This is a genomic window from Pseudomonas sp. R151218B TE3479, from assembly GCF_053629195.1.
The window spans coordinates 97,201-123,449 of the sequence record NZ_JBRJHV010000001.1 but is presented as its reverse complement, the minus strand read 5'-3'; the positions used below and the strand labels follow the sequence as shown (position 1 = coordinate 123,449).

Annotated in this window: 21 protein-coding genes; 8 read left to right on the top strand and 13 right to left on the bottom strand. The window is 59.5% G+C overall.

Translation table 11 applies throughout. The features are described 5' to 3' along the window. Nucleotides 1-77: 77 nt before the first annotated feature. Complete coding sequence (locus AB7M32_RS00575; RefSeq protein ID WP_454248816.1) at nucleotides 78-818, bottom strand: autoinducer binding domain-containing protein; 741 nt, start codon at nucleotides 816-818, stop codon at nucleotides 78-80. A gap of 261 nt (nucleotides 819-1,079) precedes the next feature. Between AB7M32_RS00575 and AB7M32_RS00570 the strand changes: the two genes are divergently transcribed. Further along, nucleotides 1,080-1,856, top strand: coding sequence for a ferredoxin--NADP reductase (locus tag AB7M32_RS00570; RefSeq protein ID WP_454248815.1), 777 nt, complete (start codon nucleotides 1,080-1,082; stop codon nucleotides 1,854-1,856). Between the two features lie 2 nt (nucleotides 1,857-1,858). Here AB7M32_RS00570 and mscL read toward each other — a convergent pair whose 3' ends face one another. Continuing rightward, complete coding sequence (mscL, locus tag AB7M32_RS00565) at nucleotides 1,859-2,272, bottom strand: large-conductance mechanosensitive channel protein MscL (protein ID WP_003205779.1); 414 nt, start codon at nucleotides 2,270-2,272, stop codon at nucleotides 1,859-1,861. 283 nt (nucleotides 2,273-2,555) lie between these two features. Here mscL and katB point away from each other — a divergent pair, with 283 nt between their 5' ends. The 3 genes from katB to radA all read left to right on the top strand — a co-directional run bounded on the left by katB (nucleotide 2,556) and on the right by radA (nucleotide 6,174). After that, nucleotides 2,556-4,097 (top strand): catalase KatB, encoded by a 1,542-nt coding sequence (gene katB, locus AB7M32_RS00560; RefSeq protein WP_092205467.1) that lies wholly within the window; start codon nucleotides 2,556-2,558, stop codon nucleotides 4,095-4,097. A 118-nt stretch (nucleotides 4,098-4,215) separates the two neighbouring features. Then, nucleotides 4,216-4,764 carry an ankyrin repeat domain-containing protein gene (locus AB7M32_RS00555; protein ID WP_454248814.1) on the top strand — a complete coding sequence of 183 codons (549 nt, stop codon included), beginning with the start codon at nucleotides 4,216-4,218 and terminating at the stop codon, nucleotides 4,762-4,764. A gap of 42 nt (nucleotides 4,765-4,806) precedes the next feature. Then, entirely contained in the window at nucleotides 4,807-6,174 is a 1,368-nt protein-coding gene (gene radA, locus AB7M32_RS00550; protein WP_060740535.1) for a DNA repair protein RadA, read from the top strand. 9 nt (nucleotides 6,175-6,183) lie between these two features. Here the strand turns inward: radA and AB7M32_RS00545 are convergent, their stop codons facing one another. Next, nucleotides 6,184-6,540, bottom strand: coding sequence for a PilZ domain-containing protein (locus AB7M32_RS00545; RefSeq protein ID WP_454248813.1), 357 nt, complete (start codon nucleotides 6,538-6,540; stop codon nucleotides 6,184-6,186). A 158-nt stretch (nucleotides 6,541-6,698) separates the two neighbouring features. On the opposite strand from AB7M32_RS00545, the gene AB7M32_RS00540 reads away from it, so the two are divergent. From AB7M32_RS00540 to yjiA, 3 genes are all read left to right on the top strand, one after another. Further along, on the top strand, nucleotides 6,699-8,765 hold the full coding sequence (locus AB7M32_RS00540) for a carbon starvation CstA family protein (RefSeq protein WP_454248812.1): 2,067 nt from the start codon (nucleotides 6,699-6,701) through the stop codon (nucleotides 8,763-8,765). Between the two features lie 15 nt (nucleotides 8,766-8,780). Continuing rightward, nucleotides 8,781-8,978 carry a YbdD/YjiX family protein gene (locus tag AB7M32_RS00535; protein WP_003182142.1) on the top strand — a complete coding sequence of 66 codons (198 nt, stop codon included), beginning with the start codon at nucleotides 8,781-8,783 and terminating at the stop codon, nucleotides 8,976-8,978. Nucleotides 8,979-9,272: 294 nt separating this feature from the next. Next, nucleotides 9,273-10,241, top strand: a complete 969-nt coding sequence (gene yjiA, locus AB7M32_RS00530; RefSeq protein WP_454248811.1) for a GTPase — start codon at nucleotides 9,273-9,275, stop codon at nucleotides 10,239-10,241. Here yjiA and AB7M32_RS00525 read toward each other — a convergent pair. The 6 genes from AB7M32_RS00525 to AB7M32_RS00500 all read right to left on the bottom strand — a co-directional run bounded on the left by AB7M32_RS00525 (nucleotide 10,233) and on the right by AB7M32_RS00500 (nucleotide 19,470). After that, nucleotides 10,233-10,952, bottom strand: coding sequence for a GntR family transcriptional regulator (locus tag AB7M32_RS00525; RefSeq protein ID WP_454248810.1), 720 nt, complete (start codon nucleotides 10,950-10,952; stop codon nucleotides 10,233-10,235). The two genes, yjiA and AB7M32_RS00525, sit on opposite strands and share 9 nt — an antisense overlap. 22 nt (nucleotides 10,953-10,974) lie before the next feature. Next, nucleotides 10,975-11,679: a FadR/GntR family transcriptional regulator gene (locus AB7M32_RS00520; protein ID WP_454248809.1), complete on the bottom strand. Its 705-nt coding sequence runs from the start codon at nucleotides 11,677-11,679 to the stop codon at nucleotides 10,975-10,977. 59 nt (nucleotides 11,680-11,738) lie between these two features. Next, the gene (locus AB7M32_RS00515) at nucleotides 11,739-13,052 is read right to left on the bottom strand and encodes a C4-dicarboxylate transporter DctA (protein ID WP_454248808.1); all 1,314 of its coding nucleotides are present in this window, start codon (nucleotides 13,050-13,052) and stop codon (nucleotides 11,739-11,741) included. Nucleotides 13,053-13,408: 356 nt separating this feature from the next. Next, nucleotides 13,409-13,939, bottom strand: a complete 531-nt coding sequence (locus AB7M32_RS00510; protein ID WP_454248807.1) for a hypothetical protein — start codon at nucleotides 13,937-13,939, stop codon at nucleotides 13,409-13,411. Nucleotides 13,940-14,146: 207 nt separating this feature from the next. Then, nucleotides 14,147-15,400, bottom strand: a complete 1,254-nt coding sequence (gene glyA / locus AB7M32_RS00505; RefSeq protein WP_060740543.1) for a serine hydroxymethyltransferase — start codon at nucleotides 15,398-15,400, stop codon at nucleotides 14,147-14,149. 221 nt (nucleotides 15,401-15,621) lie between these two features. After that, nucleotides 15,622-19,470 carry a sensor domain-containing protein gene (locus tag AB7M32_RS00500; protein WP_454248806.1) on the bottom strand — a complete coding sequence of 1,283 codons (3,849 nt, stop codon included), beginning with the start codon at nucleotides 19,468-19,470 and terminating at the stop codon, nucleotides 15,622-15,624. Between the two features lie 271 nt (nucleotides 19,471-19,741). Here AB7M32_RS00500 and ettA point away from each other — a divergent pair, with 271 nt between their 5' ends. Then, complete coding sequence (ettA, locus tag AB7M32_RS00495; RefSeq protein ID WP_018601028.1) at nucleotides 19,742-21,406, top strand: energy-dependent translational throttle protein EttA; 1,665 nt, start codon at nucleotides 19,742-19,744, stop codon at nucleotides 21,404-21,406. Nucleotides 21,407-21,526: 120 nt separating this feature from the next. On the opposite strand, the gene lanM is transcribed toward ettA, so the two are convergent. The 4 genes from lanM to AB7M32_RS00475 all read right to left on the bottom strand — a co-directional run bounded on the left by lanM (nucleotide 21,527) and on the right by AB7M32_RS00475 (nucleotide 26,231). Further along, nucleotides 21,527-24,595 (bottom strand): type 2 lanthipeptide synthetase LanM, encoded by a 3,069-nt coding sequence (lanM, locus tag AB7M32_RS00490; RefSeq protein WP_454248805.1) that lies wholly within the window; start codon nucleotides 24,593-24,595, stop codon nucleotides 21,527-21,529. Between the two features lie 84 nt (nucleotides 24,596-24,679). After that, nucleotides 24,680-24,838: a hypothetical protein gene (locus AB7M32_RS00485; protein ID WP_454248804.1), complete on the bottom strand. Its 159-nt coding sequence runs from the start codon at nucleotides 24,836-24,838 to the stop codon at nucleotides 24,680-24,682. A gap of 474 nt (nucleotides 24,839-25,312) precedes the next feature. Further along, entirely contained in the window at nucleotides 25,313-25,804 is a 492-nt protein-coding gene (locus AB7M32_RS00480; RefSeq protein WP_454248803.1) for a GreA/GreB family elongation factor, read from the bottom strand. 70 nt (nucleotides 25,805-25,874) lie between these two features. Beyond that, nucleotides 25,875-26,231 carry a hypothetical protein gene (locus tag AB7M32_RS00475; RefSeq protein ID WP_072411877.1) on the bottom strand — a complete coding sequence of 119 codons (357 nt, stop codon included), beginning with the start codon at nucleotides 26,229-26,231 and terminating at the stop codon, nucleotides 25,875-25,877. Nucleotides 26,232-26,249: the final 18 nt, after the last annotated feature.

Here is a 26,249-nt window from a genome sequence, read left to right as displayed (position 1 = left end):
AAGAGGAACCGTAAATGGTACGTTTTTTTGTTGCACATTACTCGCCGGTTTTCAGCTCGGCAGTGCTGCACCACGGGTCAGATCACATGGATATGGGCAGCCTTAGCCACCGCTGAAATTTTATTGCTGACGTTCAGTTTTCGCATGCAACTGCACACATGGAAATTCACGGTTCGTTCGGAAAGACAGAGAATCCTGCCCACTTCCGAAGCCGTCTTGCCTTCGGCCGACCACCTCAGTACTTCGATTTCTCTCGGCGACAAGTGATAGTTCTGCTTGACTGCGACGGTGTCGGACAGTTTTTTGCTGGCGAGCGCATGCAGCTTTTGACTGGCGAAGATGGCGTAGCCGAGATTGCCATAGTGTTCCTCGATATCAATGGGGCAATGGGTTCGTGCGAGGCTGAACAGGCTGCACTGTGTTCCTTGGTCGTCATGAACGGCCTGGGTCCAGCCGTACTTGAGTCCCTGTTGATTAAGTGCTCGCCATAACTTGGGGGTTTGAGCGAAAACAGTCTCATCCCACAAGATTGGGAGTTGTGATTGATTGCAATGTGCTACTAATGGGTCGCTCGACGCATAACCGTTTTGTTCATAAAGCCGGTCCCATCCATAAGGGTAGTTATTCAGGTTCACCTTGTTGGTGTGTTTGTCGGGGCTTCCGAGATAGGCTGCAAATGCGCAATATTCAAATCCCTGATTGTTAAAGAAATTCAGTACCAGACGATAGGCCGTCTGCAGGTCTTTTTCGCAGGATAACTTCCTCAGTAACAAGTCCTTCCACCTGTCCATCGCTCTCTCCTGGGTTGATTCGTCCATGCGGATCCAATCCATGATGCGAAATTTTAGTGTAGGACTAATCCTAATTTTCAGTAGAGTTTTTTTAGCTTGCTTACATTTTGAAACATCAAGGGTTGAATTTTTATTTGGTTGGTTTTACATGGCGGTAACTTTGTATAAGTTTGGTGAAGGATTCAGAGTTGGAGGCGACGACTGTAACTAAAGTGCCATTACTTGTTGTCGGTGGTGAAGACCCTCGCTTTGCGGGACACTGCACGTCTTGTCCCTTAGGAGTGGCTCATGACCGACAGTGCAGAGAAGTTCACCCGCCAGACCTTGCTCGATGTCCAGCCAGTGACGTCTCATTTGTTTACGTTACGCACCACCCGGGATCGCGGCTTTCGCTTCCGGGCGGGTCAGTTCGCCCGACTGGGTGTGGCCAAGGCGGACGGCACCACCGTCTGGCGGGCATACTCCATGGTGTCGTCGCCCTTCGACGAGTTTCTCGAGTTCTTTTCCATCGTGGTTCCCGACGGCGAGTTCACCAGCGAACTCAGCCGCCTGCAACCGGGTGACGAACTGTTGGTGGAGCGCCAGGCCTTTGGCTACCTGACGCTGGACCGCTTCGTCGATGGCCGGGATTTGTGGTTGCTGTCCACGGGAACGGGCGTGGCGCCGTTTCTTTCGATCCTCCAGGATTTCGAGGCCTGGGAAAAATTCGAGCGGATCATCCTGGTGTACAGCGTGCGCGAGGCGCGGGAATTGGCGTATCAGGACCTGATCCAGGAACTGCCCCAGCGCGACTACCTGGCCGAGTACGCTCACAAGTTTCGTTTCATTGCGACCGTCACCCGTGAGCAGCATCCGGGGGCGCTCAGTGGGCGCATTACTACGCTGATCGACAACGGCGAGTTGGAGCGCGCGGCCGGTGTCGTGCTGACGCCGGAGCATTCGCGGGTGATGCTGTGCGGCAACCCGCAAATGATCGACGACACACGCAAGTTGCTCAAGGCCAGGGGCTTGCAACTGAGCCTGACCCGTCGTCCGGGCCAGGTGGCGGTGGAAAACTACTGGTAGACTCAGGGCCGCTCGTTCTGAGCCTTGAGCAGGTCGCGAATCTCACTCAGCAGCAGCTCTTCCTTGGTCGGAACCGGGGGCGCGCTGGGGGCTACGGCTTCTTCACGCTTGAGGCGGTTGATGGCCTTGACGCCCATGAAAATGGCAAACGCCACGATGATGAAGTCTATGGTGCTCTGGATGAATTTACCGTAGGCCAGCACCACGGCAGGCGCATCACCCTGGGCGGCCTTGAGGGTGATGGCCAGGTCACTGAAATCCACGCCACCAATCAGCAGGCCGATCGGTGGCATGACCACGTCGCCGACGAATGAAGAAACGATTTTGCCGAAAGCGGCGCCGATGATGATCCCGACGGCCATGTCGACGACATTGCCTTTGACCGCGAAGGCCTTGAACTCGCTTAGCACGCCCATGAGTTATTCCTTGTAACAGATGAAAGATGAGTGGCAGTGTAAATCAGCCCAACGCGTCCTGCTCGAAACGCCTGCTTACAAAGCTTCAGTTATCGACCGGGGCCCGGATGAAAAGTTTACAAAGTGCCATCAATCGCGCGTGATACGCGGTTTCGTCCCGTGGGGCCTATAACGTTTTTTCTATCGGTACGGTACGGCATTTCTATTTAGGTTTTTCTTTTCCCGGCACTAGCCTCTGGAGGGCGCACATGGATGCGCCCTATAACATCAGAGGAACATGCCTATGAACACTTCCCTCGGCCACGGGGCTTATTCCCATCGCCGCGCTCTTTTTGTGCTGACCGCGAGCCTTCTATCCTTGTCTGTCAACGCGGCCACCCTGACCCGGGACAACGGTGCGGCGGTCGGCGATAACCAGAATTCGCAGACGGCAGGTCCCAACGGTCCGACCCTGCTGCAAGACGTGCAGTTGATCCAGAAGCTCCAGCGCTTCGATCGTGAACGCATCCCCGAGCGCGTGGTGCATGCCCGTGGTACCGGTGCCCACGGCACATTCACGGTGTCTGACGATCTCAGTGACCTGACCAAGGCCAAGGTCTTCGCCGCAGGCCAGGTCACCCCGGTGTTCGTGCGTTTTTCTGCCGTGGTGCACGGTAATCATTCGCCGGAAACCCTGCGCGACCCCCGTGGCTTCGCCACGAAGTTCTACACCGCCGACGGTAACTGGGACTTGGTGGGCAATAACTTCCCGACTTTCTTCATTCGGGATGCCATCAAGTTTCCGGACATGGTCCACGCGTTCAAACCCGACCCGCGGACCAACCTGGACGATGATTCACGGCGTTTCGATTTCTTCTCCCATGTCCCAGAGTCGACCCGTACCCTGACCGAGTTGTATTCCAACTCCGGCACACCGGCCAGTTACCGTGAAATGGACGGCAACGGTGTACATGCCTACAAGCTGATTAACGCCAAGGGTGACGTTCATTACGTGAAGTTTCATTGGAAAAGTTTGCAGGGCTTGAAAAATCTCGATCCGAAAGAAGTTGTGAAAGTTCAGGGTCAGGATTACAGCCATATGACCAATGATCTGGTGAGTCATATTAATAAGGGCGACTTCCCGAAGTGGGACTTGTACGTCCAGGTGCTCAATCCACAAGACCTTGCCAAGTTCGACTTCGACCCATTGGACGCGACCAAGATCTGGCCGGGCGTGCCTGAGCGCAAGGTCGGGCAAATGGTCTTGAACCGCAATCCGGCGAATGTCTTCCAGGAAACCGAGCAGGTGGCGATGGCGCCAGCGAATCTGGTGCCAGGCATCGAGCCTTCCGAGGACCGTCTGCTCCAGGGGCGGGTGTTTTCCTATGCCGATACGCAGATGTACCGCCTAGGCGCCAATGCCCTGCAATTGCCGATCAATGCCCCCAAGGTGGCGGTGAACAACGGTAACCAGGACGGTGCGATGAACCCAGGCAGCACCAGCACCGGCGTGAATTATCAGCCGAGCCGCCTGACGCCTCGCGAAGAACCGCAGGCGGCTCGCTACAGCCAGGCCGCGCTGAGTGGCAGCACCCAGCAGGCGAAAATCCAGCGCGAGCAGAACTTCAAGCAGGCCGGTGATTTGTATCGTTCGTTCAGCAAGAAAGAACGTGATGACCTGATCGAAAGTTTTGGTGGCTCTTTGGCGACCACTGATGACGAGAGCAAGCACATCATCCTGTCGTTCCTCTACAAGGCCGATCCTGAATACGGCACAGGCGTGGCCCGTGTCGCCAAAGGTGACTTGGCTCGGGTCAAGGCTCTGGCGGAAAAACTGACTGACTGATCCACCTGTGGGAGCGAGCTTGCTCGCGATTCAGGCGACTCGGTCTGGCTGTGCACCGCAGCGTCTGCATCGCGAGCAAGCTCGCTCCCACAGTCTTGAGTCATGGGGAGACGTCATGATGGGTAAATTCTTTTTGTCGATGCTTGCGACCTGGTCACTGAGCGTACTGGCCGATCAGCCAATGCCCACCGAACCGGCTGCGGTCCAGGAACAGCTGCAAAACTATTATTTTGACGCCGCTCGCCGGGGCGATGTGCCGATGCTCGATACGTTTATCGAGGCCGGTTATTCGCTGGATACCCGAGATGAGAAGGGCTACACCGCGCTGATTCTGGCGGCTTATCACGGCCACGGTCCGGCGGTGGAGCGGTTGCTGGCCGCGGGGGCCGATGCCTGTGCCCAGGACAAGCGCGGCAATACGGCGCTGATGGGCGCCATTTTCAAGGGCGAAGTGCAGATTGCCCGTCGCTTGCTGTCCACCGATTGCAGCCCGGACCAACGCAACGGTGCCGGACAGACCGCCGCGATGTATGCCGGGCTGTTCAAGCGTGGCGAGTTGCTCGATGCCCTGAAGGCCAAGGGCGCCGACCTGGAGGCTCGGGACCCATTGGGCAATACCGCGGCGGATCTGGCGAAGGGTGAAATCAGAATGCCGGCCGCTCAGTGAACCTTGGCTGGGCTATCATCGCGGTTTTACCCCGGAGTTCAGATGGCCAAGGCAAAGCGCATGTACGGCTGCACCGAGTGCGGTTCGACCTTTCCCAAATGGGCCGGCCAATGCAGCGAATGCGGGGCCTGGAACACCCTGACCGAAACCATGGTGGAAAGCGGCGGCGCGGCGGCCCCCACCGGGCGCACGGGCTGGGCTGGCCAGCAGGCGCAGATCAAGACCCTGGCCGAAGTCAGCGTTGAAGAAATCCCGAGATTTTCCACCGCGTCCGGTGAACTGGACCGGGTGCTGGGCGGCGGTCTGGTGGACGGTTCGGTGGTGCTGATCGGTGGGGACCCGGGCATCGGCAAATCCACCATCCTGCTGCAAACCTTGTGCAACCTCGCCACCCGCATGCCGGCGCTGTACGTCACCGGCGAAGAGTCCCAGCAGCAGGTCGCCATGCGCGCCCGGCGCCTGGGCTTGCCCCAGGACCAGTTGCGGGTCATGACCGAGACCTGCATCGAAACCATCATCGCCACGGCGCGCGTGGAAAAGCCCAAGGTGATGGTGATCGACTCCATCCAGACCATTTTCACCGAACAGCTGCAATCGGCCCCGGGCGGCGTGTCCCAGGTGCGTGAAAGCGCGGCGTTGTTGGTGCGCTACGCCAAGCAGAGCGGCACGGCGATTTTCCTGGTGGGCCACGTCACCAAGGAAGGTGCGTTGGCGGGACCGCGGGTGTTGGAGCACATGGTCGATACCGTGTTGTATTTCGAAGGCGAATCCGATGGCCGCCTGCGTTTGCTCCGGGCGGTGAAGAACCGCTTTGGTGCCGTTAACGAATTGGGTGTGTTCGGCATGACCGACAGGGGCCTGAAAGAAGTCTCGAACCCTTCGGCGATCTTTCTGACGCGTGCCCAGGAAGAAGTCCCGGGCAGTGTGGTCATGGCGACGTGGGAAGGAACCCGCCCGATGTTGGTGGAAGTGCAGGCGCTGGTGGATGACAGCCACTTGGCGAACCCACGGCGGGTCACCCTGGGTCTGGATCAGAATCGACTGGCCATGCTACTGGCGGTGTTGCATCGACACGGCGGGATTCCGACTCACGACCAGGACGTGTTCCTCAACGTCGTGGGCGGGGTCAAGGTACTGGAGACCGCGTCCGACCTGGCGTTGATGGCGGCGGTGATGTCCAGCCTGCGCAACCGGCCGCTGCCCCATGATCTGCTGGTGTTCGGCGAAGTAGGGCTGTCGGGGGAAGTCCGGCCGGTGCCCAGTGGCCAGGAGCGGCTCAAGGAAGCGGCCAAACATGGCTTCAAGCGCGCCATCGTGCCCAAGGGCAATGCACCGAAGGAAGCGCCGCCGGGGTTGCAGATCATTGCGGTGACACGCCTGGAGCAGGCCTTGGATGCGTTGTTCGAGTAACCCGCTGATTCAAACCTGGATCAACGCCGCGAACTCCCGCTCCAGCTCGTCATGATCGGCCAGGTTCAGCTCCACCAGTCGGCGCAAGTGTGCGATGGAGTCCAGGTCGATGTGCTCGCAGACAAAGCCCAGGTGGCCGTGATCGTCGTGGGTGAGCCTGACTTCCATCTTCACCTCGACCTCATTGCTCAGGTGGATGTCGGCCATGAAGGTTTCTTCGGCGTTGCCCAGCCAGGGCTGGGGTTTTTCGATCAGCAGGCCCTTGAGGGACAGGTCCAGCAGTTTCACCGGCCAGGTGAATGGGCCCTGGGTCAGCTCGGTCTTGGCATGGAACTCTATTCGTACGAAGCGGCGGCGTTCGCTCATTACGCTTTCCCTCTGAAGATGTAATGACTATAGACCCTACTGGCCGGTCATCGTCACCGTTCGGCCGGTGACAGACGAATGTCAGGTATGGCCTTTACCTGGGTTAGCGCTAAACTCTGATGGCACTCTTTCTTGTCCACCCTGGCTGGAATATAAAAATGAAAAACAATAATAGCCTGCTGCGCCATCTGCCCTGGCTACTGCTGGCCGTTGTAGGAGCATGCGCCCTGGGCGTCGTGGCCTTGCGCCGCGGCGAACCTATCAACGCCCTCTGGATCGTCGTCGCCGCCGTGGCCATTTACCTGGTCGCTTACCGCTACTACAGCCTCTTCATCGCCAACAACGTGATGCAACTCGATGCGCGCCGGGCCACTCCCGCCGTGCTCAACAACGATGGCCTGGACTACGTCCCGACCAACAAACACATTCTCTTCGGCCACCACTTCGCGGCCATTGCCGGCGCAGGGCCGCTGGTCGGGCCGGTGCTGGCGGCGCAGATGGGCTACCTGCCCGGCACGCTCTGGCTGATCGCCGGCGTGGTGCTGGCCGGTGCGGTGCAGGACTTCATGGTCCTGTTCCTGTCCACCCGTCGCAACGGTCGCTCCCTGGGCGACATGGTGCGCGAGGAAATGGGCCGCATCCCCGGCACCATCGCGCTGTTCGGCTGCTTCCTGATCATGATCATCATCCTCGCGGTGCTGGCGCTGATCGTGGTCAAGGCCCTGGCCGAGAGCCCGTGGGGCATCTTCACGGTAATGGCAACCATCCCGATCGCGATGTTCATGGGCATTTACATGCGCTACATCCGCCCGGGCCGCATCGGTGAAATCTCGATCATCGGCGTGCTGTTGCTGCTGGGTTCGATCTGGCTGGGCGGGCAAATCGCGGCCGACCCGGTCTGGGCCAAGGCCTTCACCTTCACCGGGATCCAGATCACCTGGATGCTGATCGGCTACGGTTTCGTCGCGGCGGTACTGCCGGTGTGGCTGATCCTGGCACCGCGGGACTACCTGTCGACCTTCCTCAAGATCGGCACCATCGTCGCCCTGGCCATCGGCATCCTGGTCACCATGCCCGAGCTGAAAATGCCGGCGCTGACCCAGTTCACCGACGGCACCGGGCCGGTGTGGAAGGGCGGGCTGTTCCCGTTCCTGTTCATCACCATCGCCTGCGGCGCGGTCTCGGGTTTCCATGCGCTGATCTCCTCGGGCACCACGCCCAAGCTTTTGGATAACGAAACCAACGCCCGCTACATCGGCTACGGCGGCATGCTGATGGAGTCCTTCGTGGCGATCATGGCCATGGTCGCCGCTTCGGTGATCGAGCCGGGCGTGTACTTCGCCATGAACAGCCCGGCGGCGATCGTCGGCGGTGACGTGGTGGCCGTGGCCCAGACTGTCAGCAGTTGGGGCTTTGCCATCACGCCCGAGGCGCTGCAGGCGGTGGCCAAGGACATCGGCGAGACCACCATCCTGGCCCGTGCCGGCGGTGCGCCGACCCTGGCGGTGGGGATCGCGCAGATCCTGCACTCGGTGCTGCCGGGTGAAAACACCATGGCGTTCTGGTACCACTTCGCGATCCTGTTCGAAGCGTTGTTCATCCTCACCGCCGTGGACGCTGGCACCCGTGCCGGGCGGTTCATGCTCCAGGACTTGCTGGGCTCGTTCGTGCCTTCGCTCAAGCGCACCGAATCCTGGCCGGCCAACCTGATCGCCACCGCTGGCTGCGTGGCGCTGTGGGGCTACCTGCTGTACCAGGGCGTGATCGATCCGCTGGGCGGCATCAACACCTTGTGGCCACTGTTCGGCATTTCCAACCAGATGCTGGCCGGTATCGCCCTGATGCTCGCCACCGTGGTGCTGATCAAGATGAAGCGCCAGCGCTACGTCTGGGTCACGCTGCTGCCGGCTTCCTGGCTGTTGATCTGCACCACCACCGCGGGCCTGATCAAGCTGTTCGACGCCAACCCGGCGATCGGCTTCCTGGCCCTGGCGCGCAAATACAACGATGCCCTGGCCGCCGGCCAGATCCTGGCCCCGGCCAAGAGCATCGAGCAGATGCAGCACGTGGTGTTCAACGCCTACACCAACGCAACGCTGACGGTGTTGTTCCTGTTCGTGGTCTTCAGCATCCTGTTCTATGCGCTCAAGGTCGGCATCGCTGCCTGGGGCACCAAGGAACGCACGGACAAAGAAGCCCCATTCCAGGCCCTGCCGGACGCTTGATAGAGGATTGCAACGATGTTCAATGACTTGAGTCGCCTGGGTAAATACCTCGGTCAGGCCGCCCGCCTGATGGTCGGCATGCCCGACTACGACAACTACGTCGAGCACATGCAAACCAAGCACCCGGACAAACCGATGATGGACTACGAGGCGTTCTTTCGTGAACGCCAGGAGGCCCGTTACGGTGGCAAGGGTGGGCCCAAGTGCTGTTGAGCCGCTGATGGCCAGTGGATGATGTAACCCTTGTGGGAGCGAGCTTGCTCGCGATGGCGGAGTGTCAGTTAACGATGATGTCGACTGATCCAACGCCTTCGCGAGCAAGCTCGCTCCCACAGTTGTTTTGGGTTGGTTTCAACATTTGCGTCCACCACAGAATCCCTGTGGGAGCGAGCTTGCTCGCGATGGCGGAGTGTCGGTTAATGATAAGGTCGACTGACCCGACGCCTTCGCGAGCAGGCTCGCTCCCACAAAACCGCTTTCCTTTTTCAGGCATCAAGGAGATTCAGTTTGTCCTCTCCCATCCCGGTCACCATCCTCAGCGGCTTCCTCGGCGCCGGCAAGACCACGTTGTTGCGCCATCTGCTCAAGGCCGAGCACGGCCTGAAAATCGCCGTGATCGAGAACGAATTCAGCGATGCCGGTATCGACACCCAACTGTTGGGCGATGAGCCAGTGCAAGTCATGACCCTGGCCAACGGCTGCGTGTGCTGCACCATTCACACCGACCTGACCAAAGCCCTGTACCTGTTGCTCGAGCGGCTGGACAGCGGCGAGATCGCCTTCGACCGCCTGGTGATCGAATGCACCGGCCTGGCCGACCCGGCCCCGGTGGCGCAGACTTTCTTCATCGATGAGGACCTGCGCGAGCGCTACATCCTCGACGGGATCCTGACCCTGGTGGACGCGGCCCACGCCGACATCCACCTGACCCAGGCCATCGCCCAGGCCCAGGTCGGGTTTGCCGACCGCCTGCTCCTGAGCAAGACCGACCTGGTGGATGCCGCCCAGGTCCAGGCCCTTGGCGAGCGCCTGACGCGCATCAACCGACGGGCACCGATCAGGGTGGTTGAACATGGCCAGATCGACCTGGCCGAGTTGCTCGACATTCGCGGTTTCAATCTCAATGCGGACCTGGGCGCAGGGTTCAGCCTGCGCCCGGTGGGCAAGGCAACCCCGGGCGATCGCATCAGCAGCCTGGTGCTGCGCACCGACAAGGCCCTGGATATCGACAAGCTCAGCGAGTTCATGAACCAGTTGCTGGAAGATCACGGCAAGCAATTGCTGCGCTACAAAGGCGTTCTGAACATCGCCGGCGAACCTCGCCGGCTGGTGTTTCAGGGTGTGCTCAAACTGTACGGTTTCGATTGGGACACTGAATGGGCGCCCGGCGAAGCCCGGGAAAGCGTGATCGTGTTCATTGCCGACGAACTGCCCGAAGAGAAGATCCGCGCTGGCTTCGAAGCCGCGCTACTTTGACGATCCCGCGCCTGCGACCCGCAGCAGTTTTTGCTCCAGATGGTCCAGGTGCTCGTCCATCAGCCGCGCCGCTTCATTGACGTTGCGGCCTTCCACCGCGTCGACGATCGCCAAGTGTTCCTGCCAGGCGCAATGCCTGCGGGACTTGACCTCGTGGCGTGCCAGGGCCAACGAGGTCAAGGGCACCAGGCTGCCGAGGAATTGCATCAACGGCGCGTTGCCGGCCATGGCGGCCAGGTGCAGGTGAAACTCGCCGGACAGGCGTATCGCCGGGCCACGCTCGCCGCGGTCCAGGCACTGGCGCTCGTGCTCCACCAGATCGCGCAGGTGCTGCAAGTCCTTGGGTTGCGGCGCCTTGCAGGCCAGGCGCACCAGGGTCTCTTCTGCCAGGCGGCGAGCATGGAGGATCTGCCGCGTCTGCTCCAGATCCGGCGCGGCGACTTGTGGCCGGTGGTTGGGCCGCAATATCACCACTTGCTGATGGGACAGGCGCGCCAGGACGCGGCGAATGATGCTGCGGCTGACACCGAACACGTCCCCCAGGCTTTCCTCGGTGAAGCGGCTGGCCGGGGCAATGCGTTGTTCGAGGATGGCGTCGAAGATCCGCGGGTAGATATCGTCCACCGACGGTTTGCCGATCTGGCCGGGCAGGGGCAGGGGCAGGGCGGCGAGTACATTGTGGTTGTGTCGATGGGAAATGAGGGTGTCCATGGCGGTCTCCGCAGGCCCAGGCTCAAGTGCCGAGGTTGTCGTCCGGAATATTCAGTTCGATGCCCATGCGCTGGCCTTCCCGGAGAATGTGCCGACGCATTTCGGCGCTGGCCTGGGCGCTGTTCTTGCCACGAATGGCACGGACCACGGCTTCGTTCTCTTCCAGGCGTTCGGCCAGGTGCTCGGGTGAGTTGCGCAACACATCGGCGCTTTGCTTGAGGGCGTTGCTGGTCTGCTGGACCACGTTCTGGAAGATCGGGTTGGACGTCAGGGCAAACAGTTCTTCATGGAAAGCGATGTAGGCGTTGGCGCAGGCGTCGCTGTCATTGGCTTCCAGGGCTTCGCGCATGTCCATGAGGGTCAGGCGCAACTGGCCGACATCCTTGCTGCTGATGGACTGGGCCACCAGGCCGACGATAAAGGGTTCCAGGGTGTAGCGCAGTTGCAGCAGGTCTTCCAGGCTCGCGCCGGCCATGGCACTGCCTTCACCGACGGCATCGCCGGGATTGGCCTCCAGCACCACGACGCCTTTGCCGGGCATCGAGCGCACCAGGCCCAGGGTCTCCAGGACAATCACCGCCTCACGCAGGCTTGGCCGGCTGATGCCCAGTTGCTCGGCCAACTCGCGCTGGCCGGGCAGCATGTCGCCCGAGCGCCACTGGCCCCGGGCGAGGGCGGCGCGGAGTTTCTCCACCACGGAATTGACGACGGTCGATGAGCTGATCACATATGACTCCTTGGAAATCAATCAGGCGATGCCGGCTCTCGGGCCGGCATCGTCGTCTTTCAGAATTGCTGGTGATGGGCACTGCCCACCGGTTTTCTGGGTTGGAAGGTATAGCCTTGTTGGCCGGACAGCACCTTGTGCGCCCGGGGGACATCGATGTCTTTCTCCCAGCGGGCAATCGCTACGGTCGCCACACAGTTGCCGATCAAGTTGGTCAGGGCCCGGCCAATGCCCATGAACCAGTCCACGGCCAACACCAGCACCAGGCCGACCACTGGGATCGCCGGGATCGCGGTCAGCGTCGCCGCCAGGATCACTAGCGCCGAACCGGGAATGCCGTGGGCGCCCTTGGACGTGATCAGGGATACCAGCAGGATGGTCAACAGATCGCTCAGGGCCAAGGGGGTACCGGTGGCGTTGGCAATAAAGACAATCGCCAGGGTCAGGTAGATGGAAAACCCGTCCAGGTTGAATGAATAACCGGTTGGAATCACCAGGCCCACGGTGGAGCTGCCGATCCCCAGGTGTTCGAGCTTGCGCATGATCTGGGGCAGCACGGCATCGGACGAAGCGGTGCCGAGTACGATCAGCAGCTCTTCGCGCAGGTATTTGAGAAACGGCAGCATCGGCAGGCCCGACGCACGCATTACCAGACCAAGGATCAGCGTGACGAAGGCGATGCAGGTCAGGTAGAACAGGCCGACGAGGCTGCCCAGGTGCTGCAGCGAGTCCAGGCCATATTTGCTGGTGGTGAAGGCAATGGCCCCGAACACACCAATAGGGGCCAGGCGCACGATCATGCCCATGATGCGGAAGATCACATGGCTGAGCTCGTTGATCAGCCGCGAGATGCCGGAAGCGGCGTCACCGACGAGGTTCAACGCACTGCCGAACAGCACGGCGAACAGCAGCACTTGCAGGATGTTGTTTTCCGCGAACGCTCCGATCACCGAATTCGGGATCAGGTTCATCAGGAACTGGGTGGTAGTGACCATGTGCTGGCCGCGTTGGGCGATATCGTTCACGTCCGCGCTGGAGAGCTGCTCCAGATGGATGTTCGCGCCGCTGCCAATACCTGTGCTGAAGGCAAGGACCAGACCGATGACCAGGGCGATGGTGGTGAGGACTTCGAAGTAGATGACCGATTTGAGGCCGATGCGCCCGACTTTCTTGAGATCACCGGCGCCAGAGATGCCGCTGACCACCACGCAGAAAACGATCAGGCCGATGAGCATCTTGATCAGCTTGATGAAGCCGTCGCCAAGGGGTTTGAGCTGTGCGGAGTATTCGGGAAGGGTAAGCCCGCAGACGATGCCGAGCACCAGTCCGAGGACAACTTGTAGGAAGATCGACCGCGAGCACCATTTGAGCATGGGAGGGATTCCTGGTTCGGTGTCCTTTTCGCCAGGCTGGCTGGCGTCGGGACTTCATTATTGTGGTCTTACCGGTTTGTCCAGTGCAGGCGCAGTCTAGGCGCTATTTTTACGGGTGCGCAAGCCCGAGAGGGATAATTTGGCTTTACCGGTCTTACCAGTTGCGGTGAAAGCCCTGAGCTTGAGCCTTTTCTCAGCCAAAAAATATCGTCGGCTACCTAAGCGAGTCAGCTAAGGAGAGGACCCAGGATTGTGGCGAGGGAGCTTGCTCCGCTGGGCTGCGCAGCGGCCCCCTCGCCACAGGGGTATAGATGGGGGGGCCTTGTCTTACATTAAATGTTCTATGGGTATTCTTCTCAGAGGACGCTCAGAATGAACGTCGCCTTTGACTGTTCTTTCGTCTCGGCAAGATAGAGATAAGGCGAGCCCCGTAGTCTTAGTCCGCCCACATGTTTTCTATCGGCTGTCATGAGCGAAATACGGCTGTGACCGGGTTTGATGGTTTCCGGCGTGAGGACATTCTGTTGAAAGTCGATAAGGGTAAAAAGTGTCGGCGTTTTAGTATTGGGATTCTGTGCGCCAAGTACTTCAAGCCAACTTTTACTGAGCAGTTTGTTGTAGTGCTCGCCAGCGTTTTTTAGGGTCAGCAGATAGCCACCCGCCGTGTGCCGGAAATGCAGCCGCAAGGGCTCGCTGCGCGTCTTCGGGTCTTCGGCGCGCATGCCAAGCAGGTGTGAGTGGTCCTGGGTCTGGGGTTTGCCGGTATAAAATCCACCGCTGAAAGAACTGATGGTCGCCATCGCGGGTTTGCCATGCAGCCTTTCCAGTAGGTTGACGTGAGCGCTAAACATATCAAGTGTTGCATGGAAGGAATGTTCACTGTCCATGTGAATATTGACTCCTGTAAGAGTTGATTAAGTTTGAGGTGAGGCGAGCTGGATCTTATTGAGTTATTAGTCGCTTGTGGGGCTGCCTGTATTGCAGGACGTTAAATGCTGGCTGGCGTTAGTTGTCTGGTCGTATGTTTTGCATGCCAATAAAAAAGGCCCGCATCTTTCGATGCGGGCCTTCTTGGCTACGCGTTGGCGAGCTGATTAAGCGCCGTATACCGGCAGCTTCTTGCAGATAGCCTTGACCTTCTCACGCACAGCGTCGATGACCGCTTCGTTGTTCAGGTCCGCCAGGATGTCGCAGATCCAGCCGGCCAGTTCCTTGCACTCGGCTTCCTTGAAGCCGCGAGTGGTCACGGCCGGGGTGCCGAAGCGCAGGCCCGAAGTGACGAACGGGGAACGTGGGTCGTTGGGTACCGAGTTCTTGTTCACGGTGATGAACGCCTTGCCCAGCGCCGCGTCAGCGTCTTTGCCGGAGATGTCCTGCTTGATCAGCGAGAGCAGGAACAGGTGGTTTTCAGTACCGCCGGACACCACGTCGAAGCCGCGCTCGATGAACACGCCGGCCATGGCCTTGGCGTTCTTCACCACTTGTTGCTGGTAAGCCTTGAACTCAGGCTGCAGCGCTTCCTTGAAGCAGATCGCCTTGGCTGCGATCACGTGCTCCAGCGGGCCACCCTGGGCGCCCGGGAAGACGGCGGAGTTCAACTTCTTCTCGATGTCGGCATTGGCGCGAGCCAGGATCAGGCCGCCACGTGGACCGCGCAGGGTCTTGTGGGTGGTGGTGGTGACCACATCGGCGAACGGCACCGGGTTCGGGTAGACGCCCGCGGCGACCAGGCCGGCAACGTGGGCCATGTCGACGAACAGGTAGGCACCGACCTTGTCGGCGATTGCACGGAAACGCGGGAAGTCGAGGATCTGCGAGTAGGCGGAGAAACCGGCCACGATCATTTTCGGCTTGTGCTCGAGGGCCAGGCGCTCGACTTCGTCGTAGTCGATCAGGCCGTTGCCGTCGATGCCGTACTGGATGGCGTTGTACAGCTTGCCGGAGGAGGAAACGCTGGCGCCGTGGGTCAGGTGACCGCCGTGGGCCAGGCTCATGCCCAGGATGGTGTCACCAGCCGACAGCAGCGCCAGGTAAACGGCGGCGTTGGCTTGGGAACCGGCGTGCGGCTGGACGTTGGCGTAATCGGCGCCGAACAGTTCCTTGGCGCGGTCGATGGCCAGTTGCTCGACCACGTCGACATACTCGCAACCACCGTAGTAGCGCTTGCCCGGGTAACCTTCGGCGTACTTGTTGGTCAGTACCGAGCCTTGAGCTTCCATCACCGCGGGGCTGGTGTAGTTTTCCGAAGCGATCAGCTCAATGTGCTCTTCCTGGCGCTGAGCTTCTTGCTCCATGGCGGCAAAGAGATCGGCGTCGTACTTGGCAATAGTCAAATCACGGCTGAACATGGCGGTCCTCAAGGATCGGGGCAGAAAAGGGGGGCATTCTACCTCAACCGGTTTTGGAAGGCATATGAAAGGGCGTCATGTCGCGGACGAATGGGATTCACGCGCCATTCCGCGTCGCCTTGGCGGGCCTCATCGCGAGCAAGCTCGCTCCCACATTTGGGCCTGCGTGGCTGTGGGAGCGAGCTTGCTCGCGATGAGGCCACTACAGGCACCGAAGAACCTCAGTCGAGCATGAACAACGCATCATTGCTGAACTGCGCTTCGAACCGATTGGCCGGCATCGGCCGGCCGAACAGGTAGCCCTGGACTTCGTCGCAGCCGTGCTCGCGCAGGAAATCCAGCTGCTCGTGGGTCTCGACGCCCTCGGCGATCACCGCCAGGTTGAGGCTGTGGGCCATGGCGATGATTGCCCGGGCGATCTGCGCATCCTGCTCGCCGGACGGCAGGCCGTCGACGAAGGTACGGTCGATCTTCAGCACGTCGATGGGGAATTGCTTGAGGTAGTTGAGCGATGAATAACCGGTGCCGAAGTCATCGACGGCGATGCTCAGGCCCAGGTTTTTCAACCCGGCGAGGATCTGCATCGCCTCGCTGACTTCGCGCATCAGGATACTTTCCGTCAATTCCAGCTCCAGGCAGGCCGGTGGCAGACCGGTGCTGCGCAGGATATTGGCGATGCGCGTGCCCAGCTGGCCATCGGAGAACTGTCGGGCCGAAATGTTGACCGAGACCTTCGGTACCCGGACCTTGGCCAGGTGCCAGGTCCTGAGTTGCCGGCAGGCTTCGGTGATGACCCAGTCACCGACGTCCACCACCAGCCCGAGCTCTTCGAGTACCGGGATGAAATCCCCTGGCGGCACCAAACCACGTCGCGGATGGCGCCAGCGCAGCAGGGCCTCGGCGCCGGTCAGACGTTTGCCATCGCCGCTGAACTGCGGCTGGTAATACAGCACGAACTCGTTCTGCTCCAAGGCGTGGCGCAGGTCGCTTTCCAGTTCCAGGCGCTCCAGGGCGCTGGCGTTCATGTCGGCCTGGTAGAACTGGAAGTTGTTCTTGCCACGCTCCTTGGCGTGATACATGGCCGTGTCGGCGTTCTTCATCAACTGGCTCAGTTCGTTGCCGTCCTGGGGGCTCAGGGCGATACCGATACTGGCGGTGACGAAAAACTCGCGGCCTTCGAGCACGAATGGCCGGACCAGGCTGGCGAGGATCTGCTCGGCCACAGTGATGGCCCGGTTCAGCGCCATTTCACGGCTGACGCGGGGTTGCAGCAGCAGGGTGAACTCGTCGCCGCCCATGCGTGCCACGGTGTCGTCGTCGGCGACACAGCCGAGCAGGCGCGTGGCCATCTCCTTGAGCATCCGGTCGCCGGCGGCATGGCCCAGGGAGTCGTTGATCGGCTTGAAGCGGTCGAGGTCGAGGAACATGAGCACGACCCAGGTCTTCTGCCGTTCGGCCGATTGCAGCGCGGTGTGCAGGCGATCCTGGAACAGTGTGCGGTTGGGCAGGTGGGTCAGGGCGTCGTAATAGGCCAGGCGATGGATGCGCTGTTCGCTGGCCTTGCGTTCGCTGATGTCGCTGAAGAAGCACACATAGCTGGCCAAGTCGCCTTCGTCGTCCAGCACCGCGGTGATGCCGACCCAGGCCGGGTAGTGTTCGCCATTGCGGCGCTTGAGCCAGACTTCGCCTTCCCAAGTGCTGTGCTGTTGCAACTGCTTGAGCACGTAGCGCAAGTGGGCTTCCTGTTGCTCGTCCACGGTCAGCATGTTGGGCAACTGGTCCAGCACTTGCGACACGGCATAACCGCTGACACGACTGAAGGCTTCGTTGGCCTGGACAATGTAGCCGGCCGGGTCGGTGATCAGGATCGCCGAGGTCGAGTGCTCGAAGACCGTGGCGGCCATGCGCAGGTCTTTTTCGGCGCGACGCTGCTGGCTGATGTCGCGGCCAACGCCCAGCACGCCTTCGAACGCGCCGTGTTCATCCCACACCAGCACCAGCCGCAGCTCGATGGGGATCTTGCGCCCATCGGCGCGCAGGCAGTCGAACAGGAACAGCTGGGTCTGCATCTGGTTGCGCAGCTCGGCCAGTTGCTCGGGCTTGTCGAGGGCCTTGCTGACGCGGTCCATCAGGCTGTAGATGCCGGTCAGCTGTTGCGGATTGGCGATGATCGATTGCCAGCCGTTCTGGAATATCCAGTCGGCGGCGTAGCCCAGCACCGCTTGCACCGACGGGCTGACATAGTTGAGCGAAAGCTTGTTGTCGGTGGAGAAGATCACGTCGCTGATGCTTTCGGCGAGCATTCGATAGCGTTGCTCGCTGTCGCGCAGCGATTCGCTGGCCTCGATCTGCTCGGTGACGTCCTTGGCCACGCCGATGATCCGGGTCACCTGGTCATGCCGGTCTCGGGCCAGGGCCTGTTCGCGAATGTCGAAACAGCGCCATTTGCCATTGCGATGGCGAAAGCGCAATTGGCATTGCAACAGCTGCGTATACCCGCCCCGCCGTTGTTCCTGGCGCAGGTTGTGGTAGTGATCGGCGTCGTCGCTGTGCAGCAGGATTTCCCAGAAGTATTCGCCCATCTGGTGCAGTTCGGTACGGTCGTAGCCCAGGGTCTGACCCAGGTGATGGTTGCTGAAGATCATCCGCTGGCTGATGACATCCTGCACGTAGAGATGATCCGGAACGGTGCGCACCACGTCGGACCAGAAACCTTCGCGTTCGAGCAGCGAGAGCTCGATCAGCTTGCGGCTGGTGATGTCGCTGATGCTCAGGATGACCGCACTATAGTCGGGCTGTTTTTCCGGCAGGCGCAACACCAGCCACAGGTGCTGGTCGCGGCCATGGGCGTCCTGGAGCTTGATTTCCAGTTCCAGTTGCTTGTGTTGGTCGAGCAGCGCTTCGAGCAGTTTCGAACCGATGGGGTTGTTGTCTGGTGTGCCCTTGCCGACCAGCAACTGCCAAGCCTGAGCACAGGAGTCGACGTTGAGCAGCTTCAACGCCATCTGGTTGACTTCGGTGACGTGAACTTCCTGGCGCAATTGCTCGAGTTGGTGAGCGGTTTGCAGCCAGGCGCGCAATTGATCGCCGTTGTGCAGGCCCGCCCGCTCAAAAAAGGCCTTGAGCCCCGACAGGTCCAGCACGCACAGGGCCACGCCGGTGCCTTCGAAAATATCCTGGTAACGCCGTCGACCTTCGTGCAACTGTCGCTGGCGCCGGCGCATGTTCAAGAGGGCGATGACGGGCAACAACGAAAACGCCAGGCCCAGCAGGCACTTGCCGATGAAGGCCGGCAGCAGTTGCTCGATCACCTGGCGACGGTCGAACAACCCCCGCAGTTGCCAGTCGCTGCTGCTCAGGGGCACGGTCAGTACCGTGTTCTCCAGGTCATCCGGCGACAGATGGGTAGGGCTGCTCGAGGGCAGGCTCTCGTCGCGGCTGACGATCTGCTGGTTGAGGCGGTTTTCCACCAGCCACAGCGGGCGCAGCCCCACATCGGCCTGCTTGGTCAGGGTGGCGAAAAAATTCGGGGTCAGGCGCAGGGCCCAATAGCCACGGCTGCTGCCGCTGGCCTGGTGCAACAATAGATGCACCACGGAGCCGTCTTCGGCATTGCTGAAATAATGGGCCTGGGCCCGGCTGCGCCGCACCAGTTCACTCAGGTAGTCCGCGTCATGGCTGTCGGCGGCGCTGTCACTGAGCACCCGGCCAGAAGGGCTCAGCAGTGCCAGGCTGCGCAGTTCGGGTAACGATTGCTGGAGTTTGCGAACCAGGGCCTGCTGTTCGTCGACACTTTGTGGCTGTTCGACGATCGGTAGCAGGTTGAGGGCGATTTGCGCGTTCAGGGCCATGTTCAGGCTGACTTGGGCGGCGAGATCTGCGGTGTAGTCGATGGTGTATTGGCGCTGTTGCTGTTGGGTTTCACGGAGTTGGTCAAGCAGTTGCCAGAACAGCAAGCCGAGCAACAGCAGCACCAGGGTGGCCAGCGCGCCCTTCAGAGTCCCGCGCAGGGGCGAGCCGGGCACGACAGCGGGTGCGCGAGGGGACAGGGGCGGAGTGACGTTGGACAAGCTGTAATCCTGCGGTTTGCTGGACTGGCGCGACGTGCACTATAAGCCGGACGCCCGAAGGGCGGCTAGCATGCCTTGACTTGTGGCAAAGTGCCAGCCCCTGGCGGCTGGACCTTGACCGACGGTTGAGGTAGCTTTGCCGGTCAAACAAGAGCGTTCCAGCTCCAGATTCCCAGGCTCTATCCGCCCGCAGGCATTGATGACCGTCAAGTGCCGGCGCCGCGCATGGCCTGGCTCGTTCTTTTCACCTGTCACTGACGCTAGGTTCACCATGGCTCAATACGTCTTCACCATGCATCGGCTGAGCAAAGTTGTTCCGCCGAAGCGGGAAATCCTGAAAAACATTTCATTGTCGTTCTTCCCCGGGGCCAAGATCGGCGTACTGGGTCTCAACGGCTCGGGTAAGTCCACGCTGCTGAAAATCATGGCTGGCGTCGATAACGAATTCGACGGTGAAGCCCGTCCGATGCCGGACCTGAACATCGGCTACCTGCCCCAGGAGCCTCAGCTGGACCCGAGCAAGACCGTGCGTGAAGTGGTCGAGGAAGCGGTCAGCGTGATCAAGGACGCCCAGGCGCGCCTCGACGAAGTCTATGCCGCCTACGCCGACCCGGATGCCGACTTCGACAAGCTGGCCGCTGAACAGGCCAAGCTCGAAGCGATCCTGCAGGCCAGCGACGGCCACAATCTGGATCGCCAGCTGGAAGTTGCCGCCGATGCACTGCGCCTGCCGGCCTGGGATGCGAAGGTCGAACACCTGTCCGGTGGTGAAAAGCGCCGCGTGGCCTTGTGCCGCCTGTTGCTGTCGGCCCCGGACATGCTGCTGCTCGACGAGCCGACCAACCACTTGGACGCCGATTCCGTCGCCTGGCTCGAACACTTCCTGCATGATTTCCCGGGCACCGTGGTTGCGATCACGCACGACCGTTACTTCCTGGACAACGTCGCCGGCTGGATCCTGGAACTGGACCGCGGCGCAGGCATTCCGTACGAGGGCAACTATTCGGGCTGGCTGGAAGCCAAATCCGATCGTCTGGCCCAGGAGTCCAAGCAGCAGTCGGCCCATGAAAAAGCCATGAAGGAAGAACTGGAGTGGGTGCGCAAAGGCGCCAAGGCCCGCCAGTCCAAATCCAAGGCACGTCTGCAACGCTTCGAGGAAATGCAGTCCCAGGAATTCCAGAAGCGCAGCGAAACCAACGAGATCTACATCCCGGCCGGTCCGCGCCTGGGCGACAAGGTCATCGAGTTCAAGAACGTCACCAAGGGTTATGGCGACCGCGTGCTGATCGACAACCTGTCGTTCTCCATGCCCAAAGGCGCCATCGTTGGTGTGATCGGCGGTAACGGCGCGGGTAAATCCACGCTGTTCCGCATGCTGATGGGCAAGGAAACCCCGGATTCGGGCAGCATCGAAATCGGTGAAACCGTGCAGTTGGCCTGCGTCGACCAGAGCCGCGAAGACCTGGACGGCAGCAAGACCGTGTTCCAGCAGATCTCCGACGGTTCCGACCAGATCCGCATCGGCAACTATGAAATCCCGTCGCGCACTTATGTCGGTCGCTTCAACTTCAAGGGCGGCGACCAGCAGAAGTTCGTCAAGGACCTGTCCGGCGGTGAGCGCGGTCGCTTGCACCTGGCGTTGACCTTGAAGGAGGGCGGCAACGTCCTGCTGCTCGACGAACCGTCCAACGACCTCGACGTCGAAACCTTGCGTTCCCTGGAAGAAGCCTTGCTCGACTTCCCGGGCGCCGCCATTGTGATCTCCCACGATCGGTGGTTCCTCGACCGCGTGGCGACCCACATCCTGGCGTACGAAGACGATTCCCAAGCGGTATTCTTCGAAGGCAACTACACCGAGTACGAAGCCGATCGCAAGAAACGCCTCGGCGAAGCGGCCGCCCAGCCGCATCGTGTACGGCACAAGAAACTGGCCTGATAGGGTCGGTTGCAGATCTGAATTGTGGGAGCGAGCTCGCTCGCGATGGTGGCGGGTCAGCGACATTGAGGTCGACTGATCCACCGCCATCGCGAGCAAGCTCGCTCCCACAGTTTTAGCCTACGTCTGCAGCGCGAAATCGAGCGAGAGTATGTTGGGGATCGTTGGATCGATCTCGTACAGCAAGGCATAACCTGCGCCCGCAATGCCAGTCAGCAGGCTGACATCGGGAGCCCGATCCTGGTCCAGGTAGGGGCCTTCGAAAAACTGCTGGGCGACCTCGCCAAGGGCCTGCCTGACCCTGCTGATTCCCTCGGGGTTATCGGTGTGCCGATACAGGTCATACAGGCAGATCAGATTGCCGAAATCGCCATGGCACAGGTTATAGCCATCGCTCAAGCCGTGCTGCCAGAGATTGTTCTCGCAGCGCTGGATGTCGTCGAGCACCGTCTGCCGGGTGTTTTCGTCCAAGGCCTCTCCCATCGACTGCATGAGTTGTCGCCTGGCGATGAGGATGCCGCCGTCTCCGTGACACCACTTGGTGGCATGGTCGACAGGGCCCAGATCTCTCAGGTCCAGCCAGAAACCTTCCCGGCTCAAGCGATTTTCACCCTCCAGTACCTGAATGGCCAAGGGCACCAGCGCCACATCGCCGGTCACATCATAGGCTTTGCACAAGGCCAGGATGACGCCGGAGAGACCATGGGACAGGCCCGTTAAAATGACGGAGCGATCATCGCGTCGAAGAAACTGGCCTTCTTCGATCAGTATCTGGTCCTTTATGTAATCAACCATGCGCCGAATGGCTGGTCGCACATCCGCCTGCGCGGATAACCCATGGATATTGGCCAGCAATGTCACCGCACCACAACAGCCGCCCAGGAAATCGAAATCGTAGTGTTCAGGGGGGGCATCAATCAGTTGGGTCAGCAGGCTGGCAATTTTCTCATCGTGTTTCGGATCGCCCGTGATTTGGCGACGATTGAGGAGCAAATAGAGATAAGAGCCCAGGCCATGATAGGCACTGACGGTCAGGTCGGCTTTGAAAAAGCCAAAATGTTGCTCCAGTGAGTCCAGTACCTGATCCATGAGCGACAGCACGTTTGGTTTGCCGCTTACCTTGAACAGGCTCAGATAAAACAACCCAATCCCGGCGATACCAGAGTACAGCCCATGATCCATGGGTGAGGGGTATTTTCCATGAGTCGTTGGGTGCGTATGAAAAGCCAACCAACGGATGTCTGTTGCCGTTCCCTTGATCGCAAGCGCTTCGAGGCGGGAACTGATGCCGAGTACTGCGTCGAGTCGATCCGCTTGGGGCGCTTTTTTTAAGGTGACACGTGATGACGGCTGTCCGTTCGATTCTGGATACAAACACATTTCGAGCAGGGTGAGTTGTAATGCCCTGTCGGCTGCGGAAAGATTGGCTATTTTCTGTAAGCAGCTTTTTATCGGGGGTTGTACGTTCGTCATGTCTATTGTTTCACCTTGTGCGCTCATCAACGCGTTGGAATTGAGCGGCATGGTGAAACACGGAATACTGGATCTTTGCAGATCGGCTATTTCATGGCGGGGGATGCCCTTTGCCCGATAGGGCTCTTTCAAGTCTTTCCACAGGGTTGCAAGCAGAAGCTCCCGGTCCAACATGTTTTTCATGAAGCGAGGATGGCGGCTCAGTCCGATAAAGTCCGCATAACGTTGAGAGTTTTTGAGCAATACACGGGTTGATAATACGTCTGCGGATTGCTCAAGCATCTGCATAATCGTGTGCCGATGCACCATCAGCTCGCCATAAGCATATTCAAAGCCGTGGACAAGTTCGGCTTTATACGTTTCATGCCCCTTGCGTTCACCCTGCAAAAGCGGCAAATGCTTTTGCACCAGAAGGTGTTCGTACTCGACTTTACGTAAATGGTAAAAGCCCTCTTCGAAAACCAGGGCGTGGCGGGTGGAAATGAACAGCGCTTGTCGAGTCAGCCCGCTCTGGTCGTTATCGGATTTTTGTGAAAAGGGAACGAAGCCGCTGGAGCACACCGACTGCTGGATCACTTTGAAGGTGTTGGACAGTGCGCTATCGAGCGGCAGTTCGAGCAGCAGGTCGCTGGTGGACGCAGTGAACAAGCACTCAAGATCGATCATGACCGGGCTGCTGCCACACGCAATGATGTTCTCGTAATGGAAGTCGATGCCGTTGAGTGCATGAATGACGGCGATCTGCGCGCCCATCTTTTCATAGAACAGCGCCACGTCAGTTGCGCTGTCACAAGGCGTGTTGTCGACCTTTTCTATCCAGCTGTGGCGCTCACGGCTGAGGATTTTTGGCGCGTGGATGGCAAAACAATCCGCGCCTGTCCATTCATGTAGTTGTCCAAGCAGTTGATTGAAAAAAAGTGCTTCGCGGCTGGCTCTTGGTTTGTAGACCAATGAAATCGCGCGGACCTTCACTTGGCAGACCGTTTCGCCGCGACCATGGGGGTCGCCCAGGCCGAACTCGATGGCGTCGATTTTCCGAGACGGGATCGAGAATTCCGCCTCCAGCGTTTCAACATCGTCGGCGAAATCGAAAATGACCGCATAAAGGTAATTGAGGGTATCTTCCAGCAAATCCAGCAGCAGTGTCGCCAGCACGGGATAGGATTCGAAAAAAACCAGCAACGGCAATGTGCGCAGGTGCTCGTTGAATCCGTCCAGATCAATGTCATCGCCGTCGGCAATCCGCGTATTCAGATAGTGGACCAGGCTTTGTTCCGATGTACGTCCGACACGGGCCAGGACATAGTGCTCAAGGCTTGCCAGCAGGGCGGGTTCATCAATGTGCTGTGACGCTTTGGCGTAGCGCCCATCCGCCTTGAACGTATCGATGAAATAAAGAAAAAAGCGATAGCCAAACCAATAAAAATTGTCTTTGCCGCTCGCGGCCTTTTCCGTGTCGACGGGAAGGCTGTCAAGGCGAGCAAGCTTTTCCTTCAAGGCCCTCAAGACGGTTTCGCCGTCGTCAGGCTGGCGCCGCGGATTACACGGTGCCTTGGCATACGACGCCAGTTCTTCCCGGTTCAACCCGAAATGATCCAGCAAGGCCTGATCATCAGCATGCAGGCGGGTCAGGTTGTTTACAAAAAGGGCGATGTCGCCGTCGGAAGTGAATCTGTACTGACCTCGCTGATTCAACTTCAACGCGTTAACAAGCATGCCGTCGCTCCTGAAATGGATAGAGCAGGCGTTGCCTGCTCTATGGTTATGGGTGTTGCCTGTTTGGACGATCAGTGGAAGGGCTTAGCACCCGAGTGTCGAGCACTCGAGATTGGTGCATGTGCCAAAGGTGTTGCATTCCATTGTCGTTGCCAGTATCGAGCCCATGTTTTCGGTGGGCGCTTGATAAGCGTCGAAGTCGCTATAGAAGTCACCGGACATGTTCAGGATCTGTTCGCTCATGGTGTTTTCCTCATTCGTATCAAACATCAAGTACAGTCAATGGGGTGCGAGCAAGCGCATCCGAACTGTAGGATGTTGCTGAAGTTGTTTTATATATGGATTAGGGGGTATCAAGGACCTGTGGGGCAGGTCCATGTTGTTGCAAAAGGATCTAGCATAAAAGAGCGGTGCAATGTATGGCGGCAATGGTCGGTGCTACGGGTTCGATACCGAGGTCAGCTACCTGTTGATAGTCTTTTAAGACTCTGTCGAAGTTGCCTGGCATTACCAGTACCTGCTCGCTCATTAGTGCATCTCCTGTGTTGTTGCAGTGCACCGGTTGTGGTGCGGAAAAAACAGTAGCATGGTCCTGGTTTAACGCAAACTTGTTGTTATGACCTCGTGTTGCAGTTACATATGGCTACAGGAAAGTAACAAGTTGTTATCGGGTCTTGGTGCTAGAAGCGTTAATCATGTTTAAAGCGGCCGGAAATATCATGGAGTATCTATCGACACGACCTCGATGGCGAGATCTCCCAGTGGTCGCTTCCATGTCACTTCATCCCCTACCTTTGCCCCTAACAACGCCCGCCCCAGCGGCGAGCCCCAGTTGATCAAGCCACTGGCCGCATCGGCCTGGTCTTCACCCACTAACTGCACTCGTTGCTCATGATCCTGTTCATCGACAAAGGTCACCCAATGCCCGATCCGCACTTGATCGGACGGTGTCGGTGCAACGACCTGGGCGCTTTGCAGGCGCTGCTTGAAATAGCGCAGGTCCCGTTCAAGGTCGGCGATCCGTTGTTTGTCCGCCAATTCCCCTCGGGTCGCCTGCTGGCTGTGCAAGATCTGCAACTCGGCGACCCGGGCCTGGAGCTGGGCAAGCCCGGTGGGCGTGACGTAATTGGGTTGCGCACTGACCTGACGTTCGACTGGCTGGTCGGCCTGGGCAGCGGCGTTGTCTTCGTTGACGAAAGCGCGGCTCATGGTGTTCTCCTCTATTGGAGCTTGGGCCATGGTTGCAGGCTTTTGGTTTCGACGGATGTCTGTACGCGACTCACGGCGAGCGATAAGCCCGGGCGGCGTCCCGGTCCTTCTCTTGTTGCCAGGCACGTTCGTGGTCATCCCAATGACGATCGCGGTAGGCATTGCGCTCCTCGCTTTCGCGCATCGCCTGGCACTGCCGGAAACCATCGCTCCAGCCTTCTGCGTAGCGTGCATCCTTGAGATAGCGCGGTACGTCTTTCCTGAACTGGCCGGTGATTACCCCCGCCGCTTGCCGACCACTGCTGCAACCGTCGTCGTAGCCGTCGGCGAACGCCGGTGGATAACCTCGGGCGATCAAGTCTTCATGAGTGGTTTCACAGCCACCGAGCAACATCAACATACCCAGTACCACTGCCGCGCGCCTCATTTGAGCCTTCCTGCCGTA

Excerpts from the sequence above, each read along its gene's own strand:
- AB7M32_RS00545 (WP_454248813.1), bottom strand. The coding sequence starts at position 6,540 with ATGAGCGAACGCCGCCGCTTCGTACGAATAGAGTTCCATGCCAAGACC.
- radA (WP_060740535.1), top strand. The coding sequence starts at position 4,807 with ATGGCCAAGGCAAAGCGCATGTACGGCTGCACCGAGTGCGGTTCGACC.
- AB7M32_RS00525 (WP_454248810.1), bottom strand. The coding sequence starts at position 10,952 with ATGGACACCCTCATTTCCCATCGACACAACCACAATGTACTCGCCGCC.
- glyA (WP_060740543.1), bottom strand. The coding sequence starts at position 15,400 with ATGTTCAGCCGTGATTTGACTATTGCCAAGTACGACGCCGATCTCTTT.
- AB7M32_RS00535 (WP_003182142.1), top strand. The coding sequence starts at position 8,781 with ATGTTCAATGACTTGAGTCGCCTGGGTAAATACCTCGGTCAGGCCGCC.
- AB7M32_RS00485 (WP_454248804.1), bottom strand. The coding sequence starts at position 24,838 with ATGAGCGAACAGATCCTGAACATGTCCGGTGACTTCTATAGCGACTTC.
- AB7M32_RS00515 (WP_454248808.1), bottom strand. The coding sequence starts at position 13,052 with ATGCTCAAATGGTGCTCGCGGTCGATCTTCCTACAAGTTGTCCTCGGA.
- lanM (WP_454248805.1), bottom strand. The coding sequence starts at position 24,595 with ATGCTTGTTAACGCGTTGAAGTTGAATCAGCGAGGTCAGTACAGATTC.
- AB7M32_RS00555 (WP_454248814.1), top strand. The coding sequence starts at position 4,216 with ATGGGTAAATTCTTTTTGTCGATGCTTGCGACCTGGTCACTGAGCGTA.
- AB7M32_RS00570 (WP_454248815.1), top strand. The coding sequence starts at position 1,080 with ATGACCGACAGTGCAGAGAAGTTCACCCGCCAGACCTTGCTCGATGTC.
- mscL (WP_003205779.1), bottom strand. The coding sequence starts at position 2,272 with ATGGGCGTGCTAAGCGAGTTCAAGGCCTTCGCGGTCAAAGGCAATGTC.
- AB7M32_RS00540 (WP_454248812.1), top strand. The coding sequence starts at position 6,699 with ATGAAAAACAATAATAGCCTGCTGCGCCATCTGCCCTGGCTACTGCTG.
- AB7M32_RS00480 (WP_454248803.1), bottom strand. The coding sequence starts at position 25,804 with ATGAGCCGCGCTTTCGTCAACGAAGACAACGCCGCTGCCCAGGCCGAC.
- AB7M32_RS00575 (WP_454248816.1), bottom strand. The coding sequence starts at position 818 with ATGGACGAATCAACCCAGGAGAGAGCGATGGACAGGTGGAAGGACTTG.
- katB (WP_092205467.1), top strand. The coding sequence starts at position 2,556 with ATGAACACTTCCCTCGGCCACGGGGCTTATTCCCATCGCCGCGCTCTT.
- AB7M32_RS00475 (WP_072411877.1), bottom strand. The coding sequence starts at position 26,231 with ATGAGGCGCGCGGCAGTGGTACTGGGTATGTTGATGTTGCTCGGTGGC.
- AB7M32_RS00510 (WP_454248807.1), bottom strand. The coding sequence starts at position 13,939 with ATGGACAGTGAACATTCCTTCCATGCAACACTTGATATGTTTAGCGCT.
- ettA (WP_018601028.1), top strand. The coding sequence starts at position 19,742 with ATGGCTCAATACGTCTTCACCATGCATCGGCTGAGCAAAGTTGTTCCG.